At 62.5% G+C, this 17,459-nt stretch carries 16 protein-coding genes and 1 tRNA gene; 1 reads left to right on the top strand and 16 read right to left on the bottom strand.

The features are described from left to right. Window positions 1-75: 75 nt before the first annotated feature. The 11 genes from fecE to NUV89_RS08375 form a co-directional block, all read right to left on the bottom strand. The gene (gene fecE / locus NUV89_RS08325; protein WP_257780944.1) at window positions 76-867 is read right to left on the bottom strand and encodes a Fe(3+) dicitrate ABC transporter ATP-binding protein FecE; all 792 of its coding nucleotides are present in this window, start codon (window positions 865-867) and stop codon (window positions 76-78) included. A 4-nt stretch (window positions 868-871) separates the two neighbouring features. Further along, window positions 872-1,840, bottom strand: a complete 969-nt coding sequence (locus tag NUV89_RS08330) for an iron chelate uptake ABC transporter family permease subunit (RefSeq protein WP_257780945.1) — start codon at window positions 1,838-1,840, stop codon at window positions 872-874. Beyond that, the gene (fecC, locus tag NUV89_RS08335) at window positions 1,837-2,826 is read right to left on the bottom strand and encodes an iron-dicitrate ABC transporter permease FecC (protein WP_257780946.1); all 990 of its coding nucleotides are present in this window, start codon (window positions 2,824-2,826) and stop codon (window positions 1,837-1,839) included. Before fecC ends, NUV89_RS08330 begins: the two co-directional genes overlap by 4 nt. Before the next feature lie 2 nt (window positions 2,827-2,828). Continuing rightward, window positions 2,829-3,743 (bottom strand): Fe(3+) dicitrate ABC transporter substrate-binding protein FecB, encoded by a 915-nt coding sequence (locus tag NUV89_RS08340; RefSeq protein ID WP_374684471.1) that lies wholly within the window; start codon window positions 3,741-3,743, stop codon window positions 2,829-2,831. A gap of 239 nt (window positions 3,744-3,982) precedes the next feature. After that, window positions 3,983-6,367, bottom strand: a complete 2,385-nt coding sequence (locus NUV89_RS08345; RefSeq protein WP_257780948.1) for a TonB-dependent receptor — start codon at window positions 6,365-6,367, stop codon at window positions 3,983-3,985. A 198-nt stretch (window positions 6,368-6,565) separates the two neighbouring features. Further along, the gene (locus NUV89_RS08350) at window positions 6,566-7,045 is read right to left on the bottom strand and encodes an Lrp/AsnC family transcriptional regulator (RefSeq protein WP_257780949.1); all 480 of its coding nucleotides are present in this window, start codon (window positions 7,043-7,045) and stop codon (window positions 6,566-6,568) included. Between the two features lie 383 nt (window positions 7,046-7,428). Continuing rightward, a complete protein-coding gene (locus NUV89_RS08355) occupies window positions 7,429-9,039 on the bottom strand; it encodes a gamma-glutamyltransferase family protein (RefSeq protein ID WP_257780950.1) in 1,611 nt (536 codons plus the stop codon). A 30-nt stretch (window positions 9,040-9,069) separates the two neighbouring features. Continuing rightward, window positions 9,070-9,849: an amino acid ABC transporter ATP-binding protein gene (locus NUV89_RS08360; protein ID WP_257780951.1), complete on the bottom strand. Its 780-nt coding sequence runs from the start codon at window positions 9,847-9,849 to the stop codon at window positions 9,070-9,072. A 2-nt stretch (window positions 9,850-9,851) separates the two neighbouring features. Next, entirely contained in the window at window positions 9,852-10,628 is a 777-nt protein-coding gene (locus NUV89_RS08365; RefSeq protein ID WP_017737070.1) for an amino acid ABC transporter permease, read from the bottom strand. A gap of 11 nt (window positions 10,629-10,639) precedes the next feature. Then, window positions 10,640-11,446: an ABC transporter substrate-binding protein gene (locus tag NUV89_RS08370; protein WP_257780952.1), complete on the bottom strand. Its 807-nt coding sequence runs from the start codon at window positions 11,444-11,446 to the stop codon at window positions 10,640-10,642. A 77-nt stretch (window positions 11,447-11,523) separates the two neighbouring features. Then, a complete protein-coding gene (locus tag NUV89_RS08375) occupies window positions 11,524-12,192 on the bottom strand; it encodes a GntR family transcriptional regulator (RefSeq protein ID WP_257780953.1) in 669 nt (222 codons plus the stop codon). Window positions 12,193-12,542: 350 nt separating this feature from the next. Here NUV89_RS08375 and NUV89_RS08380 point away from each other — a divergent pair, with 350 nt between their 5' ends. Next, on the top strand, window positions 12,543-13,394 hold the full coding sequence (locus NUV89_RS08380; protein ID WP_257780954.1) for a lipopolysaccharide biosynthesis protein: 852 nt from the start codon (window positions 12,543-12,545) through the stop codon (window positions 13,392-13,394). A 142-nt stretch (window positions 13,395-13,536) separates the two neighbouring features. On the opposite strand, the gene NUV89_RS08385 is transcribed toward NUV89_RS08380, so the two are convergent. The 5 genes from NUV89_RS08385 to pheT all read right to left on the bottom strand — a co-directional run bounded on the left by NUV89_RS08385 (window position 13,537) and on the right by pheT (window position 17,436). Continuing rightward, the gene (locus NUV89_RS08385) at window positions 13,537-13,968 is read right to left on the bottom strand and encodes a hypothetical protein (RefSeq protein WP_081609247.1); all 432 of its coding nucleotides are present in this window, start codon (window positions 13,966-13,968) and stop codon (window positions 13,537-13,539) included. Window positions 13,969-14,247: 279 nt separating this feature from the next. After that, window positions 14,248-14,324: transfer RNA gene (locus NUV89_RS08390), tRNA-Pro, on the bottom strand. A gap of 90 nt (window positions 14,325-14,414) precedes the next feature. Then, window positions 14,415-14,771, bottom strand: a complete 357-nt coding sequence (locus NUV89_RS08395; RefSeq protein ID WP_010209127.1) for a MerR family transcriptional regulator — start codon at window positions 14,769-14,771, stop codon at window positions 14,415-14,417. Continuing rightward, window positions 14,752-15,054 (bottom strand): integration host factor subunit alpha, encoded by a 303-nt coding sequence (gene ihfA, locus NUV89_RS08400; RefSeq protein WP_002553164.1) that lies wholly within the window; start codon window positions 15,052-15,054, stop codon window positions 14,752-14,754. The genes NUV89_RS08395 and ihfA overlap by 20 nt, the downstream gene beginning before the upstream one ends. A 3-nt stretch (window positions 15,055-15,057) precedes the next feature. After that, window positions 15,058-17,436, bottom strand: a complete 2,379-nt coding sequence (pheT, locus tag NUV89_RS08405; RefSeq protein WP_257780955.1) for a phenylalanine--tRNA ligase subunit beta — start codon at window positions 17,434-17,436, stop codon at window positions 15,058-15,060. Window positions 17,437-17,459: the final 23 nt, after the last annotated feature.

Here is a 17,459-nt window from a genome sequence, read left to right on the forward strand (position 1 = left end):
GGTGTGTCAGTCAAAGATGCTTTAACTGATCCACCGCTTTCGCGAGCAAGCCCGCTCCCACAGTTTTTAACCGAGTCAGGCTTGAGGGCGGGTGCTTTTTTCGATCAGGCACATGGGGGTGCCGGCTACCGGCTCCTGCATGATCTGCACCTGCACATCAAATACCTGCCGCATCAACTCAGCACTGATAACCGCCGCCGGCGCCCCATCGGCCACCAACTTGCCGCCATGCATCACCGCCACATGGTCGGCATACCGACACGCCTGGTTGATGTCATGCAGCACGGTAATCACCGTCTTGCCCTCCGCCGCCAACTCCCCCATCAGATCCATCAGTTCAACCTGATGACTGATATCGAGGTAAGTGGTCGGCTCATCCAGCAACACCACCGGCGCGTTCTGCGCCAATACCATCGCCAGCCACGCGCGCTGGCGCTGGCCGCCGGACAAATCCGCCAAGGCGCGATCCGCCAGCACGTCCAGCTCCAGCCGTTGCATCGCTTGGGTCACATGGGACTGGTCGTTGCCGCTCAAACGCCCCCACAACGAGTTATGCGGGCTGCGGCCATAGGCAACCAACTGGCGCACGCTGACGCCTTCCGGCACCGGCAACACTTGCGGCAAAAACGCGATCTGTCGCGCCAACTCGCGCGCGGAAAGGCTGGCGTAGGCCTGGCCATCCAGGGTCAGTTCGCCCTGGGTCGGCTTGAGAATGCGCGCAAACGCCTTGAGCAACGTGGACTTGCCGCAGCCATTGGGGCCGATCAACGCCGTGACCTTGCCCGCTGGCGGCGTGAACGACAGCCCTTGCACGATGCGCGTCGCGCCGTAACCGATATCGAGCTGGTGTGCCTGCAGAATACTCATGTCATCAGCCCTTGAACCGTGCCAGCAACCAAAGAAAATACGGTGCGCCAATCACCGCCGTGAGCACCCCGGCGGGGATTTCGCTGGGGGCGATCAAGGTGCGCCCCAGCGTGTCGGCCAGCACCAGCAGCAGCGCGCCGATCAGCATCGCCGCCGGCAGTAGAAACTGGTGATGCCCGCCCACCAGCCTGCGCGCCATATGCGGTGCGACCAGGCCAATAAAACCAATCGGCCCGATCACCCCCACGCCCAGGCTGGTCAGCAGCACCGCGCAGGCCATCGCCAACCAGCGCGTGCGGTTCAGCGCGGTGCCCAGGCTATGGGCCGCTTCGTCGCCAAGGCCGATCAGGTTCAGCGGCTTGGCCAGGCACAGGCCCAGCGGGATCAATAGGAGGAACGGCAACACCAGCGCCACATGGTGCCAGTTGCGGCTCCACAGGCTGCCGGTGAGGGCCAGCAGCGCGGTGTTGATATCCAGCGGGTGGGACAGGATCAGGAACTCGGTGACGCTGGACAACGTCACCGCAATCGCCACCCCGGACAGGGCAAAGCGCACCCCGGAGAAACTCACGCCGGTGTTGTACAGCGCCAACAGCAACGCGCCGCCCGCCCCGCCCAGGCACGCCACCAGTGGCAGCCAGGCAATCGGCAACTGCGGCCAACTGATGATCGCCACGGTCAGCGCCAGCCCGGCGCCTTGGGTCACGCCGAGGATTTCCGGCGAGGCCAGCGGGTTGCGGATCACGCCCTGCACAATCGCGCCGGCCAAGCCGAAGGCGGCACCGGCAAGGATCGCGATCAGGCTGCGCGGCAGGCGGTGGTTCCACACTTCAAAGTCGAGGGCGTCGTGGGCCAGCAGGCGCTCCAGCACGGTGGCGGGCTTGAGCCACAAGGTGCCCGCGCTGAGGCTGATAAACATCGCCAGCAGCAACAGGCCGAGCAGCAGCCACAGGCGCAAGCTTGGGCGGATCATAGGGCGCGCCTGGCAAGAAAGAGGAAGAACGGCGCGCCGATCAACGCGGTGACCACGCCCGCCGGGGTTTCCACCGGAAAGGCCACGGCACGGCTGAGCAGGTCGGCGCCGAGCACGATCACCGCGCCCAAGGCGGCACTCAGCGGGATCAGCCAGCGGTAATCATTGCCAAGGAACTGGCGCAGGATATTCGGCGCGATCAGCCCGACAAACCCAATCGGCCCCACGGCGCAGACACTCGCCCCCACCAGCAACAGGCTGGCGACAAACACCTGCAAACGCAGGCTGGCGATGCCCACGCCCAACGAGCGCGCGGCGTCTTCGCCGAGGTTGACCAGGTTCAGCCGGGGGGCGCACCACAGCGCCCACAGGCCGCCGATCAGGGTGCAGGGCCAGAGCAACTGCACTTGCGCGGCGCCGACGTTGGCCAGCGAACCGGCCAGCCAGTTGAGCACGCTTTGCGCCTGGGCCTCGACCAGGATGACGGTGAGCCGGGTCAAGGCCGCGCACAACGCCGCGACGGCCACACCGGCCAATACCAGGCGACCTTGGGCGGTGGTCGGCGACCAGGCGCCGCCGAGGCTGAACACCGTGACCCAGGCCAACGCACCGCCCACGCACGTCATCAATAACGCACCACCGGCAAACGGCGGTGCGACCAAACCCGTCGAGAACAACGCCAAGCCCAACGCCGCGCCGGCCGTCACCCCAAACAAGGAAGGCGAGGCCAGGCGGTTGCGCGTGATGCCCTGCATCAACGCACCGGCCAGGCCCAGGCAGGCGCCGACCAACGCCGCACACACCGCACGCGGCACCCGCAGCTGGGCCACGATGTAGGCCATATTGCCGCCGACGCTGCCCTGATGGACCACGCCATTCCACGCGTCCGTCGCCGTAATCGTGAACGGCGACCAGCTGTACAGCGAGCACCAGAACAACACGGCGCCCAGCAGCACGATGCCCGCCGCCGCGAAACTGCGCTGCACGCTTATTGACTCAATACGGCTTTGCCGCCTTTGAGAATCGCCAAGGCGTCTTCGGCGATCTGCTCCGACGCCAGCACGCCACGGTTGCGCGCCCAGCTGTCGCCGTCCACTTCGGCGACGTGCTGATTGCGCACAGCGCCAAGCACTTGCCACAGCGGCTGTTTGCTCCAGCTATCGACGATGCTCGGGCGCCGGTAATGACCCACCAGCAACCAACCGGGGTCGAGGGCCAGCAGTTGCTCCAGGCTGACGAATTCGGTCGGCGCCGCGTTGGCACGCACCGACGGCACTTTCAGGCCGATGGCTTGCAGCACGCTACCGGCGTAGGAGTCCGGGCCGTGTACGGAAAAGCTGTCTTCACGGGCGACGCCAAACAGCACGCTGGCGCCAGCGGGGATCTGTTGGGCGATGGCCTTGAGGTTTTCGCGGTTCTGCTGGATACGCGCTTGCATCTGCGCGCTCTTGCCCAGCGCCTTGCCGATCAGCTCGGCGGATTTCAGGCTGCCCTGGTAATCCTCACCGCGTGACGGCAACAGCAGCGTCGGCGCGATGCTCGACAGGTCGCTGTACAACGCCTGGTGGCGGTTGAGGTCGGCGACGATCAGGTCGGGCTTGAGCCGGGCAATTTCCTCGATGCTCGGCTGCGAGCGCAGGCCCACGGACTTCCATTGGCCGATGGCCTGGCGCACACGGGGCAAGACGCGGTTGGCGTCGCCATCATCGGCGGCGCCGACCGGCGTTACAGCCACGGCGGCGAGGCTGTCAAGAAAGGAGAATTCCAGCACCACCACGCGCTTGGGCGCATCCGGCAGGTGCACGGCGTGTTGGCCGTCATTGAGGTCGATGGGCGCAGCGCTGAGCACGCTTGAAGAAAACGCCAGGAGGCAGGCGGCAAGAGTGGGGATGGAGCGCAGCATTCGCATGAAGAGGACCTCGGCGTTGAAACACCCAGGCTAGACAGGCCAGGGAAAACGGCGGGTACTATTCCATATCGGGGCGGTGTGATCAAAAAACATTCTTATTAGCACGGGCGCCGCGCTTCAAATGTGGGAGCGGGCTTGCTCGCGAAAGCGATGTATCAGTCGCCTGATTTATCAACTGACCCACCGCATTCGCGAGCAAGCCCGCTCCCACAGTTTTGATCGATGTATACCAGTTAGAAATCGACGGTGGCCGACAGCAGGTAAGTACGCGGTGTCGCCAGGGTCAGACCCGGCTCGCTGTCATCCGACGCACCGGCCGAACTCCAGTAGCGTTTATCCGCGACGTTCTCCACGTTAGCGCGCAAGGTCACGTGCTTGTCATCCACCTTGAAGGCATAGCGCGCGCCGACGTCGATACGGTTCCAGGCGTCGATTTCCTTGACGTTGGACTGGTCCAGGTACTGCGAGCTGGAATGGATGCCACGGCTGGTCAGGGTCACGCCTTCAAGGCCCGGCACGTCCCATTCGGCGCCGAGGTTGACGTTGTACTTGGGCGTGGCCGGGGCGCGGTTGCCGTCCCAGGTGCCGTTGGTGGTGTCCTTGAGTTTGCTGTCGATGTACATCACGCCGCCGAGCAAGCGCACACCTTTGAGCGGTTCGCCGAACACGCTCAACTCCGCGCCAGCGTTCTCGCGTTTGCCGTTGGGCCCGAACAGCTTCGTGGTGGCGTTGGTTTCATAGGCCGGCTGCTTGATACGGAACACCGCTGCCGTCACGGCGAAGGCGCCGGCGTCGTACTTGGCGCCGACTTCAACCTGGCGGCTGATGAACGGCGGGAAGATTTCGTCGCTGTTGCTTGAGGTGGTCGGCGCGATCTTGCCCTGGCTCAGGCCTTCCATGTAGTTGGCGTACAGCGACAGCCGGTCGGTGGCCTTGAACAGCAGGCCGCCGGAGGGCGAGAGTTTTTCTTCGTCGTAGGCGGTCTTGCCTTTGATGCCATTGCTCCAGTCATCCACCTTGACCCGCTGCCAGCGTGCGCCGAGGGTCAGCAGCAGGCGGTCGTCGAAGAAACCGAGGGTATCGGACAAGGCCACGCCGCTGAATTTGTTTTCGGTGTAGACCTTGGCGTCCTGGCGCGTAGCGATGGATGGCGCGGAGGTTTGCACCGGGTTGTAGAGGTTGCTCGACGACTCGCCATAACGCGCGCCGCCGTTGGTGAAGTCCATGTAGAAATAGCTGGCCGCCAGGTTGACCTCATGGCTCACCGGCCCGGTGTGGAACCAGTTGCGCACGCCAGCCGTGTAGGTGCGCACGTTTTCATCGCGGGTGAAGTCGCGGGGCTGCACTTTGAAATCGCCGGCGGCGTTGGTGACGGAAACGGCGTGACGCAGGAAGTCGTGGCTGCTTTTACGCGCGCCGACGCCGCCGTAGAGCATCACGTTGTCGCTGAGGTCGTACTCGCCGTTGAAGGTGCCAAAGGTGTCGTTGGTGCGCGCCTTGCTCCAGCCTTGCGCATAGTTGCGGCGCACGTCGCTGGCCTTTGGCACGGGTGCGGCGGCGGCCACCTGGACACGCTCCTGGGGCGCATCGGTGTCGCGTTCGGTGTGGCCGATGTCGGTAGAAAGGCGCAGACGCTCGCCGCGAAAATCCAGGCCGAGCACGGCCATTTCGCGGTCGACGCTCTGGTGATCCCAGGCGGTATTGCCGGCTTGCTTCACGCCGTTGAAGCGGATGCCGAACTGGTTGTCTTCGCCGAATCGTCGGCCCACATCCACTGCCCCGCCTGCCTGGCTTTCGGAAGCCCAGGTGCCGGTGAACGAGGTGATGTCCTTGTCGGTGGCGCGTTTGGGCACCACGTTGATCCCGCCGCCCACGCTGCCACGGGGCGAGATGCCGTTGATTAACTGGGTCGGGCCTTTGAAGATGTCGACGCGATCGGCCATTTCCATGTCGATGGTGTAGGTCGGCAGCACGCCGTAGAGGCCGTTATAGGACACATCACTGTTGAACAGGCTGAACCCGCGAATGGTGAATTGCTCGTAACGCCCACCGGCCGGGTTGGTGGCGCGCACCGAGGGGTCGCTGGCGATCAGTTCGCCGAGGGTGCGCGCCTGCTGGTTTTTCACCGCGTCGGCGGTGTAGGTGGTGATGCTGAACGGGGTTTCCATAAAGTCCCGCGTGCCCAGCGTGCCCTGGGCGCCACGGCGTGCCACTTGGCCGCCGGCGTAGGTGTCGCCGTCGTACAGGCCGGTGGTGCCGAGGATCGAGGTTGGCGCCAGCTCGAGGGTGCTGCCATCCGGTGCAGGGATCAGCCTGTAGGCGTGCTCGCCCATGGCTTGCAGTTGCAGGCCGGAGCCTTGCAACAACCGCGCGAAGCCCTCCTCCACACCATATTCACCGGCTAGGCCGCTGCTGCTGCGGCCGCTGACGAGCGCCGGGTCCACCGACAGGTTGACCCCCGCCAGCCCGGCAAACCGGGTCAACGCGGCACTCAGGCTGCCGGCCGGCACCTGGTAACTGCGGCGGGCGTCGTCGGCGTAGCTGACGGTGGCGAATAGCGGGCCGGCGCTGAGGCTCAGCAGCAGGCTCAGGTTGAGCAAGGGGCGGACTACGGGCATTGAAGGAAGCTCTCGATAATAGGCACTTACCTGGAATGACCGCTGACGCGAAAAAAAGGGACAGGTTTTTGGGGTTTATTTTTCAATCCCTGCCAAATACCTCGGCTTCGTGCCCGGCTACCCGCAAGAAGCTGAAGGCGATCGCAGCACGTTCGATGGCATCGACGCGGGGCTACACCGACTATCCAAGGGCCATCGTCACACCGGCACGTGCAAGCCAACCTTGACCCGATCCAGCGCGACCAGGGTTTTGAACCACTTTACATTGGGGTTCTCGGCGAACAGCTGCCCGGCGAGGTCCTGGTATTCCTGCATGCTCGCCACGTTGAGCACCAACACGAAATCCGCTTCGCCGGTGACGTAGTAACACTGCTGCACCTGGGGTACGCAGAAGCTGGCTTTGGTCGCCGCCAACGCTTCAGCGCTGGTGCGCTCCACCGAGACCTCGGCAATGATGGTGATCGGCTTGCCGGCTTTGGCCGGGTCGACCACTGCGACATTCGCGATGATCACCCCGCCCTCTTCCAGGCGCTTGATCCGCCGCTGCACGGCGGCGGTGGAGAGGTTGACCTTTTCGGCCAGCGTGCGCAGGGGCACGGCGTTGTCATGCTGGACCAGGGCCAGGATCGACCAGTCGAAGCCGTCCAGGTCCAGTGTGGAAAAAGCGGGTTTGGCCATCGGGGGGCGTGCTCGACAGGGTGAGGAGTTTTGTCGAACACAGCCTCGATTGGGAGAGCGGTGACGACTTGGGCGCCAATACTATCCCAAGTGTTCTGGTGTACGGGTGCAAGCGGGAGTGCGATGTCGCCTGGGCCGCCGTCTTCGCAGCGATGCGGCGACCCGACAAGCCAGCTCCCACATTTTGAGCGGTGTACACCTGCCACAGCCTGCAAACCCAATCCCCTGTGGGAGTTGTCGAGCTTTAGCGAGGCTACGAAGGCGGTGGGTCAGGTAACAGAGGTTTCGCCTGGGCCGCCGTTTTCGCAGGCAAGCCAGCTCCCACAGTTGACCGGGTTCACAGGTCAACATGTGGGAGCAACGGTATTGAGGCAAGATCGTCCTCACCACACGGCGATATGGGAGTCTGCTCGCGGCTCGGTGCCGCCGCACAGAACGCCGCTGACCGGGTCGCGCAGGATGATTTGCCCGCGTCCGTAGTCGGTGAGGTCGTTGGCGATTTGCACTTGATGGCCGCGGCGTGCCAGGGCGTTGGCCAGGTCGCGCGAGGCGCCTTGCTCGATGCCGACTTTCATCTCGCCCAGCCATTGCCAGCGTGGCGCGTCCAGGGCGGCTTGCGGGTTGAGGCCGAAATCCACGAGGTTCATCACCATCTGCACATGGCCCTGGGGCTGCATGTAGCCGCCCATCACGCCGAACGGGCCAAGGGCCTGGCCGTCTTTGGTGAGGAAGCCGGGGATGATGGTGTGGAAGGTTTTCTTGCCCGGCGCCAGGCAGTTGGCGTGGGCTGGATCGAGGCTGAATTCCTGCCCACGGTTCTGCAGGGCGATGCCGCTGTCGGGCAGCACCACGCCGGAGCCGAAGCCGTGGTAGTTGCTCTGGATGAACGAGACCATGTTGCCTTCGCCGTCCGCCGTGGCCAGGTAGACCGTGCCGCTGGCGTGGGGATCGCCGGGTTTGGGTGGCTGGGCCTGTTCGCCGATCTGTGCGCGGCGGCGGCGGCTGTAGTCGTCGCTCAACAAATCCGCAACGGCCACGCGCATGTGCAGCGGGTCGGTGATGTAGTGCAGGCCGTCGCTGTAGGCGAGTTTCATGGCTTCCAGTTGGCGGTGCCAGGTTTGCTGGCTGTCGCGGTGGTCGAAATCGAAGCCTTCGAGGATTTTCAGCGCCATCAGGGCGACGAGGCCCTGGCCGCTGGGGGGAATCTCCCAGACGTCGACGCCGCGATAGTTGACGTGGATCGGCTCCACCCACTGCGCTCGATAATCCTTGAGGTCGCTGGCGCGCAGGTAGCCGCCGCTGGCCCGGGAGTGGGCATCCAGGCGTTCGGCGAGGGCGCCGCGATACAGGCTTTCACAGCGGGTTTGCGCGAGGTCTTCGAGGGTACGGGCCTGGGCCGGGTTGCGGAACAGCTCCCCGGCCCGAGGCGCGCGGCCGTCGATGAGGAAGGTGGCGAACCAGGCGTCCAGCACCGGGTCTCGATGGGGGCCGAACTCGTCCAGCGCGATCTGCCATTGATGGGCGACCACCGGCGACAGCGGAAAACCGTCCCGTGCCAGGCGAATGGCCGGTTGCAGCAACTCGGCAAACGGCAGCTTGCCGAAGCGTTGCGACAACTCGGCCCAGGCCGACGGGCAACCGGGCACGGTGACGGGGGTCCAGCCATACAGCGGCATCCGCTCATGCCCTGCCGCCTTAACCGCCTCGACACTCAAGGCCGCCGGTGCATGGCCGTTGCCGTTCAGGCCATGCAACTGGCCCTGGCACCAGACCAGCGCGAACGCGTCACCGCCCAGGCCGCAGCCGGTGGGCTCGACCACCGTCAACGCGGCCGCCGTGGCAATGGCGGCGTCGATGGCGTTACCGCCCTGTAGCATGATCTCGATGCCTGCCTGCGCAGCCAGCGGTTGGGACGCCGCGACCATGCCGCGCTGGGCAAACACGCTCTGGCGCTGCGACGGATAGGGGTACTCGTGAGCCGAAAATTTCAACATGGCAAAGGTTCTTCCACACTAGGTTTCAGGTCATAACACGCGGCTGAGAAACGCACGGGTACGCGGGTGGCTGGGGTGGCTGAAGATCTGTTCCGGCGGCCCTTGTTCGATCAACTCGCCCTGGTCGAGCACCACCACGCGGTCGGCCACTTCCCGGGCAAAGCCCATTTCGTGGGTGACCACCACCATGGTCATGCCCTCCTCGGCCAGCTCCTTCATCACTTGCAGCACTTCGCCGACGGTCTCCGGGTCGAGGGCGCTGGTGGGCTCGTCGAACAGCATGGCCTGGGGTTTCATCGCCAGGGCGCGGGCAATCGCCACCCGTTGTTGCTGGCCGCCGGAAAGCATCGACGGGTAGTGGTTGGCCTTGTCCGCCAGGCCGACCCGCGCGAGCAAGCCACGGGCCTGCTCCAGGGCTTCGGCACGCGGGGTGCCGAGCACGTGGATCGGCGCCTCGATGATGTTTTCCAGGGCGGTCATGTGCGGGAACAGGTTGAAGCGCTGGAACACCATGCCGATGTCGCGGCGCTGGCGGGCGATGTTGCGCTCCGAGTCACGTACCAGGCTGCCGTCGCTGCGTTCGCGGTAGCCCATGGCACGGCCGTTGACACGGATGCGTCCGCCCTGGATGTCTTCCAGCAGGTTGATGCAGCGGATGAAGGTGGTCTTGCCCGAGCCCGAGGCGCCGATCAACACCACCACTTCGCCGCGGCGCACTTGCAGGGAGATGCCCTTGAGGATCTGCAAGTCGCCGAACGACTTGTGCAGGTCCAGGGCTTCGATTATCAGTTCGTCAGTTTTGTGCGCCATGGCTAGCGTCCCCTCAGCAGTTTCAAGGTACTGCGCCCGAACATGCGGCTGGAGGCCGGTGGCGGCGCCGAAGGCCGGTCGGACTGGCCGAAGCGTGCCTCCAGCCAACGCTGGAAAAAACCCCACAGGGTGGTCAGCATCAGGAAATAGATCGCCACCACCAGGTACAACTCGAACACGCGGAACGTCGCCGAGGTGACCATCTGCGTGCTGAGCAACAACTCCTGCACGCCGATCACGCTGACCAGGGTGGTGTTCTTGAGCATCACATTGAACTCATTGCCCAACGGCGGCACGATCACGCGGAACGCCTGGGGCAGCACGATGCGCCGCATCAGCTTGGCGAAGCCCATGCCCAGGGAGCGCCCGGCTTCGTATTGGCCCTTGTCCACCGCACCGATACCGGCGCGGATGATCTCGGCCATGTACGCGCCTTCGTTGAGGCCCAGGGCGATGATGGCCGCCTGGATATTGCCGGGCACAATCAGGCCGAACAGTTCGATGTCCTCGAAACGAAACAGCCCGCCCGCCGCCAGCGCCGTGTACAGAAACACGATCTGCACCAGCAGCGGCGTACCGCGCATCAGCCATACGTAAAACCGCACCGGCAGGTGCAGCAGCGGGTTCTTCGACAGGCGCAACAGCGCCGCCGCCAGCCCCAGCGCGCACCCCAACAGCATGGCCAGCACGCTGATAAGGCACGTCAGCCAGAGCCCGTTGAGGTACACCCCGCTGGGTTGCAACAGGTATTGCCAGAACACATCCCAATTGAAGTTCATTGCGGGAAACCTCAGTCGAGTGTGTCGCTACTGACATGCCATTTGTTCAACAGCTGCACGTAGCTGCCGTCGCTGCGCATATCGCTGATCGCCTGTTGGACCGCGGCGGTCAGTTGTGGATCGTCCTTGCGCATGCCCAGGCCGGTAAGGATGCGGCTGAACGCCGGCACGCCTTCCTCGAACATATCCGGGGCCATTGCCGCGTAATAGCCGGCGGTTTCCACGGTGGTGCCGTAGGCGTCCACCTGACTGATGCGCAGGGCCTGGAAGGCGTCGGTGTCGCTGTTGTACACCACCAGCTTCATCGGTGGCTTGCCGGCTTTGACCAGGCTTTCGTTCTGGGTATCGAGCAGGGTCTTGATGGTGGAGCCGTTGAGCACCGCAACCTTGTGCCCGGACAAGTCATCCAGCGCTTTGATGCCCTTGGGGTTGCCCTTGGGCACCACCACCGACTGGCTGGAATACATGTAGTTGACGATATCGATCACCTGGCGCCGTTCGGGCTTGTCGAACAGTTGGTCGACGATCATGTCGCACTGTTGGGCGAGCAAGGCCGGCACCAGGCCAGAGAACGGGATCACCCGCCACTGCACCTGTTTGTCGCCCAGGCGCTTGGCGATTTCCAGGCCCAGGTCGACGGTCAGGCCGCGCGGTTTCTGTGCTTCATCGAAGGACACCAGGGGCGGCGAGTCCATCCCCGAGCAGTAGGTGAGTTTGTCGACTTTCTGCAAGCGCTCCGGCACTTGCAGCGCCGCAACGGCCCCTTGTGCGCAGAGCCCGAGGGAGACAGCCACCAGCAAGGCGCGGCGTTTATGCATGACCAGACACTCCAGTTCGTTGAATAACGGGGCAGGACTCAAAGTCAAAACACGGGCGGGCTTGGGCCCGCCTCTGATTATTTTTCCGATTGCAAAAACTGGATCAGCGCCGGCACGGTGCCTTCGATGTGCTCGCGCACCACGGCTTCGGCGCGGGCAGCGTCACCCGCGCGGATGGCATCGAGGATCACCGCATGCTCCTGGCGGGCGCTGAGGGGTTTGTCGCCGTGTTGCAACCACAGGCGCATGGGCGCTTCTACCAGCGAGTACAACGCCGAAATCTGCTTCATCAAGCGCGGGCGGCCACTGAGACTGCACAGGTATTCATGAAACGCGCGGTGACGGCTGACCCACGCGGCGCTTTCGTCGCGGTAGTCATCCATTGCGTCGAGCATGCGTTCCAGGGCGGCCAGTTGGCGCTCGCCGATACGGCTGACCGCAACGCGTACCGCCAGGCCTTCGAGAGCGCTGCGCATCTCGAACACCTCGTGCAACTCGTCGATATCCAGGCCACTGACGATGGCGCCGCGATTGGGCCTCAGCGTCACCAGGCCCTGGGCATCCAGGCGGCGAAACGCTTCACGCACCGGCATGCGGCTCATGCCGATTTCGCTGGCGATGTCTTCGGCGATCAGGCGGTCGCCCTTGCGGTAGCGACCGTTGCAAATGGCGTCGAGCAGGAAGTTGTAGGCCTCCTCCTCAGCGGTGAGGGGCTGGCGGTCAACGTAAGCAGGGGCAAATTGCATCGGCAGCACCTTTTGAATTTTTGTATCCAATTATCCACGGATGCAAAAAAGCAGGATGTGTGCCAACTGATCTGGCGTTGAACCAAGTGATTGATTCGGCTGGAGTACCGGGAAAAATATCGCCAGTCGAGCTAAGAGCCTGTGTAGGAGATTGCTACCAAATGGCTCAGAAAGCGCACCGTTGTGGGCTGAAGTAACGGTGAGTGCGCATGAATGCTGCCAACTTCGAGAAATAGCCCACTCAACAATAGGCGCTCAGGCTGATGAACTTTGTTTTAAGAAGGAACTCAACGATGCCCCCTCGGGTCGGGTGATGTAGGTACTTTCTTCTGACTTCAAGGTTGGGCCCGATGAAACAGACATCCTTCGTCGCCATGGAGCACGCCGGCAGCACTCGGCGAGCTTTGCACGCCCCCTTCACCGCTCCCTGGCTCTCGACCAAATACTCCCTGGACCTGAGCGACTTTGATGCCTGCCGGAACACCGAGTCGGGCGCCGTCTTCATCATTGCCTCCGGACCATCAGCCAAGTCGTTTCCCATCGAGCAATTTGCGCACGTACCAATGATCACGATGAATGGCGCCATTTCGATGTTTCTGGACATTGACGTTAAGCCGTACTTTTACGCCTGCACGGACAGAAGTTTCTCCGAACAGCAGCCCGATCTATTCAAACACGCCATGGCGATCAGCCAGAGGGTTGCGCTGTGGGAAGACCACGCGCGATCTGCGCACGTTCGCCCCACGGGGCGGCTTTACCCGTTGTCAAAAGCGAAGCGGCCTTCCTGGCTGGAATCTGTGCTGGGCAAACACGACGCATTGGTCGTCAATCACCCCTTGCTGCCCAGCCGCGAACGACCACTGGGGTTCAGCAAAGACATGAGCGAGGGCTTTTTTGACGCTCGTACCGTGGCCTATCTGGCCATACAGCTGGCGTTCCATGTGGGGTTCACCCAAGTCTTTCTGGTGGGCGTTGATCTGGACGAGCGCTCAGGCAGGTTTTACGAGAACGCAGAATCCACTCACTCTCCCTGCGGGCTCGATCAGCACTACTTCACGCGCATATTGCCGTCGTTCGAATTGATGTCCGATAAGGTTATGGGTGATGACTTCAGGGTGTACAACCTGTCTGACATCTCGAGAATTCCCGACAGTGTTGTCCCGCATGCCACCCTGGCCGATGTCGAGGGTATGCTCGGGTAAAACAGCGAAGCCTGAAACGAGAAAGGGCTCCACTACCGACTTAGTGGAGCCCCCGTGTTGATAATTCATCGATCAACCTTCTCAGATGCCAGATACAAGAAGCCCGGCGCTGGGCCGGGCTTCAATGCTGCAAGGTCAGGCGCTAACGATGCTTGTTCTTGTGTTTGTGTTTGTTGTTACCTTTGTGCTTCTTGCCATCTGATCGATGACTACTCTCATCATCTGCCAGGTTATTCCCCAGCGCGCCGCCGGCTGCACCACCTACGCCGGCGCCGATAGTCGATCCAGTCGTGCCGCCCAGACGATTACCAATGAGCGAGCCGCCGGCTGAGCCGATACCACCACCTAGTGCGGCTTCCGCTCTGTTGCCTCGTTGAGCGCCGACAGCACTGCCCGCGGCACCACCAACACCTGCGCCTACCGCTGCGCCCGTCGAGCCACCGAGCTGTTGACCTACGATATTGCCAAGCGCACCACCAACGCCGCCTCCAAGAGCGGCTGTGCCATCTCCAGCGGCCATCGCTCCTTGCGCAATGAGGGCACCCAAAACCAGGGCGGGTAGTGTCATTTTCATTCTGTGAACCTCTATGGGTTGTCAGCAGGCGCTCACGGTTTAAAACACGCCTGGTATTTGGAGGAGAACGAAAGGCCGAAGTTCTATACCGACTATCCACAGGGGCGAATGGTTGTAACAAGGTATGCCGTGATGGGGGCTATACAGTCATTAGAATTAAGACAGGCGTCCCAGATACGAGACACCCCGAACTGGGCGGGCCTGGCGTGAAGTCACGCAAAAATCACGCACATGAAAAAGGCCAATGCTGTGAGCATTGGCCTAAGTCACTGAAAAATATGGTCGGGACGGAGTGATTCGAACACTCGACCCCTAGCACCCCATGCTAGTGCGCTACCGGACTGCGCTACGCCCCGACTAGGCGTGTTACTGGGTTAGCTTCGCAACGAAGCGATCCGGAATATACCGCAAGCTTTTGAAATGTGGAAGTATTTTAAAAGCCTGAATCACTTCTTCAAAACCACCAGCACATCTTCGAGTTCGGCGATCATCTGGCGGATCATTTGCTTGTATTGGGTGGTGTCGTCTTTGGCTTCATCACCGGACATACGCTGGCGCGCACCGCTGATGGTGAACCCCTGGTCATACAGCAACGCGCGGATCTGTCGGATCATCAGCACATCCTGGCGCTGATAATACCGACGGTTCCCGGTGCGTTTGACGGGGTTGAGTTGAGGAAACTCCTGCTCCCAATAGCGCAGCACATGCGGTTTGACCGCACAGAGCTCGCTGACTTCACCAATGGTGAAGTAGCGTTTGCCTGGGATGACGGGTAGCTCGTCGTTATGACTTGGTTCCAGCATAAGCCTCAACTCGGGCCTTCAACTTCTGCCCTGGACGAAAGGTGACCACACGGCGAGCCGTGATCGGGATTTCTTCTCCCGTTTTTGGATTGCGGCCAGGCCGCTGGCGTTTGTCCCGCAGGTCAAAATTGCCGAAACCGGACAATTTGACCTGCTCGTTGTCTTCCAGAGCGTGTCTGATTTCTTCAAAAAACAGCTCGACCAATTCCTTGGCCTCGCGCTTGTTCAGACCCAGCTCTTCGTACAGACGTTCCGCCATCTCAGCTTTCGTCAAAGCCCCCATACGTCACTTCCTTAACGTGGCGTTCAACCTTTGTTCGAGCGAGGTGAGGATATTTTGTGTCGTGGTATTCACCTCATCGTCATTAAGAGTGCGCGATGGATGCTGCCAGGTCAAGCCAACTGCGAGGCTTTTTCTATGCGGATCAATACCTTTACCCTGATAGACGTCAAATAGCCTGAGGTCCGTCAGCCATTCCCCTGCATTTTCACGGATTACATCCAGAACGGCAGTGGCGGCCACTTCACGGTCGGCGATCAAGGCCAGGTCGCGGCGCACTTCAGGGAAGCGCGACAGCTCGCTGAACTTCGGCATCTTGCCCGCGGCCACTTCTGCCAGGACCAGTTCGAACACGAACACCGGACGGTCAAGACCGAGGGTTTTCGACAGTTCCGGGTGAATGGCACCGACAAAACCAACCAAACGCCCTTCACGCTCGATGCGTGCAGTCTGGCCCGGGTGCAGCGCCGGGTGGCTGCCAGGCAGGAAGGTGAAGGCATCCAGTGCACCGGCGAAGCCCAGTACCGCTTCCACGTCAGCCTTGACGTCAAAGAAGTCCACGGCATCGCGGCCCTGCGCCCAGCCTTCCGGCAGACGGCTACCGCACACCACGCCAGCCAGCATCGGCTCTTGTTTCAGGCCATCCAGCTGACCGACGAAACGCAGGCCGCTTTCGAACATGCGCACGCGGTCTTGCTGACGGTTCAGGTTGTGGGAAAGTGCTTTCACCAGGCCTGGCCACAGGGACGAACGCATGGCCGCCATGTCGTTGGAAATCGGGTTGGCCAGCAACAGCGGCTCGACGCCCGGGTTGAACAGTTCGAACTGCTTCGGATCGATAAAGCTGTAGGTCACCGCTTCCTGGTAACCACGGGCCACCAGCAGACGACGCAACTCCGGCAGGTGCGCACGCGCCTCAGCCTTCGGTTGTGGCGCCAGACGCGCTTGCGGGTAACGAACCGGCAGGCGGTTGTAGCCGTACAGGCGCGCCAGCTCTTCGATCAGGTCCACTTCGAGGCTGATATCGAAACGATGGCTTGGCACTTCAACGTGCCACTGCCCTTCCCCACTCACCGAGATAGCCAGGCCCAGGGCCGACAACAGTTGCTCGATTTCAGCCGGCTCGATCACCAGGCCCAGCATCTGCTCAACGCTTTTGGCGCGCAGGGTGATCGGCGCAACGGACGGCAAGAACTGCTCGTTGACGGTTTCGGTGATCGGGCCGGCTTCGCCGCCGGTGATTTCCAGCAGCAGGCCGGTGGCGCGCTCCATGGCTTCACGGGCCAGTTGCCAGTCCACACCACGCTCGTAGCGGTGCGAAGCATCGGTGTGCAGGCCATAGGAACGGGCCTTGCCAGCGATGGCGATCTGGTCGAAGAACGCACTTTCAAGGAAAACGTCGCGAGTGGTCGCAGACACACCGCTGTGCTCGCCACCCATCACGCCGGCGATTGCCAGGGCGCGGGAGTGGTCGGCGATGACCAGGGTGTCGGCGCGCAGGCTGACTTCCTGGCCGTCGAGCAGTACAAGCTTCTCGCCTTCTTCAGCCATGCGTACGCGGATGCCACCGTTGATCTCGGCGAGATCAAAAGCGTGCAGCGGTTGACCCAGCTCCAGCATCACGTAGTTGGTGATATCAACGGCAGCGTCGATGCTGCGTACGTCGGCGCGACGCAGACGCTCAACCATCCACAGAGGCGTTGGCTTGGACAGGTCAACGTTACGGATCACACGACCCAGGTAACGCGGGCAAGCGTGTGGCGCCAGCACTTCAATCGCACGCACTTCGTCGTGTACAGCCGGCACGCTGGCAACCACTGGACGGGTGACCGGCGCGTTGTAGAGCGCCCCGACTTCACGGGCCAGACCGGCCAGGGACAGGCAGTCGCCGCGGTTCGGGGTCAGGTCGACCTCGATGCTCGCGTCTTCCAGTTCCAGGTAAACGCGGATGTCCTGGCCCACTGGCGCGTCGGCCGGCAGTTCCATCAGGCCATCGTTGCCCTCGCCTACTTGCAGTTCGGCTTGGGAGCACAGCATGCCGTTGGACTCGACGCCCCGCAGCTTGGCCTTCTTGATCTTGAAGTCGCCCGGCAGCTCAGCGCCGATCATCGCGAACGGGATCTTCAGGCCCGGGCGCACATTGGGCGCTCCGCACACGACCTGGAAGGTTTCCGCGCCATTGCTGACCTGGCACACACGCAACTTGTCGGCATCCGGGTGCTGCTCGGTGCTCAGCACCTCGCCCACGACCACACCGCTGAAAATACCGGCGGCCGGCGTGACGCTATCGACCTCAAGACCGGCCATCGACAGACGGGCAACCAGCTCGTCGCGACCTACCTGCGGGCTTACCCAGCCACGCAGCCATTGTTCACTGAATTTCATCCTGCTCTCCTAAAGATTCGTTA

The organism is Pseudomonas sp. 18.1.10 (assembly GCF_024655625.1).
GTDB lineage: Bacteria > Pseudomonadota > Gammaproteobacteria > Pseudomonadales > Pseudomonadaceae > Aquipseudomonas.

Bases quoted from the DNA above. Each gene is read 5' to 3' on its own strand.
- NUV89_RS08340 (WP_374684471.1), bottom strand. From the start codon at position 3,743: ATGCTGCGCTCCATCCCCACTCTTGCCGCCTGCCTCCTGGCGTTTTCT.
- NUV89_RS08365 (WP_017737070.1), bottom strand. From the start codon at position 10,628: ATGAACTTCAATTGGGATGTGTTCTGGCAATACCTGTTGCAACCCAGC.
- NUV89_RS08345 (WP_257780948.1), bottom strand. From the start codon at position 6,367: ATGCCCGTAGTCCGCCCCTTGCTCAACCTGAGCCTGCTGCTGAGCCTC.
- NUV89_RS08375 (WP_257780953.1), bottom strand. From the start codon at position 12,192: ATGCAATTTGCCCCTGCTTACGTTGACCGCCAGCCCCTCACCGCTGAG.
- fecE (WP_257780944.1), bottom strand. From the start codon at position 867: ATGAGTATTCTGCAGGCACACCAGCTCGATATCGGTTACGGCGCGACG.
- NUV89_RS08350 (WP_257780949.1), bottom strand. From the start codon at position 7,045: ATGGCCAAACCCGCTTTTTCCACACTGGACCTGGACGGCTTCGACTGG.
- NUV89_RS08385 (WP_081609247.1), bottom strand. From the start codon at position 13,968: ATGAAAATGACACTACCCGCCCTGGTTTTGGGTGCCCTCATTGCGCAA.
- NUV89_RS08395 (WP_010209127.1), bottom strand. From the start codon at position 14,771: ATGCTGGAACCAAGTCATAACGACGAGCTACCCGTCATCCCAGGCAAA.
- NUV89_RS08330 (WP_257780945.1), bottom strand. From the start codon at position 1,840: ATGATCCGCCCAAGCTTGCGCCTGTGGCTGCTGCTCGGCCTGTTGCTG.
- NUV89_RS08355 (WP_257780950.1), bottom strand. From the start codon at position 9,039: ATGTTGAAATTTTCGGCTCACGAGTACCCCTATCCGTCGCAGCGCCAG.
- NUV89_RS08370 (WP_257780952.1), bottom strand. From the start codon at position 11,446: ATGCATAAACGCCGCGCCTTGCTGGTGGCTGTCTCCCTCGGGCTCTGC.
- ihfA (WP_002553164.1), bottom strand. From the start codon at position 15,054: ATGGGGGCTTTGACGAAAGCTGAGATGGCGGAACGTCTGTACGAAGAG.
- NUV89_RS08360 (WP_257780951.1), bottom strand. From the start codon at position 9,849: ATGGCGCACAAAACTGACGAACTGATAATCGAAGCCCTGGACCTGCAC.
- NUV89_RS08380 (WP_257780954.1), top strand. From the start codon at position 12,543: ATGAAACAGACATCCTTCGTCGCCATGGAGCACGCCGGCAGCACTCGG.
- pheT (WP_257780955.1), bottom strand. From the start codon at position 17,436: ATGAAATTCAGTGAACAATGGCTGCGTGGCTGGGTAAGCCCGCAGGTA.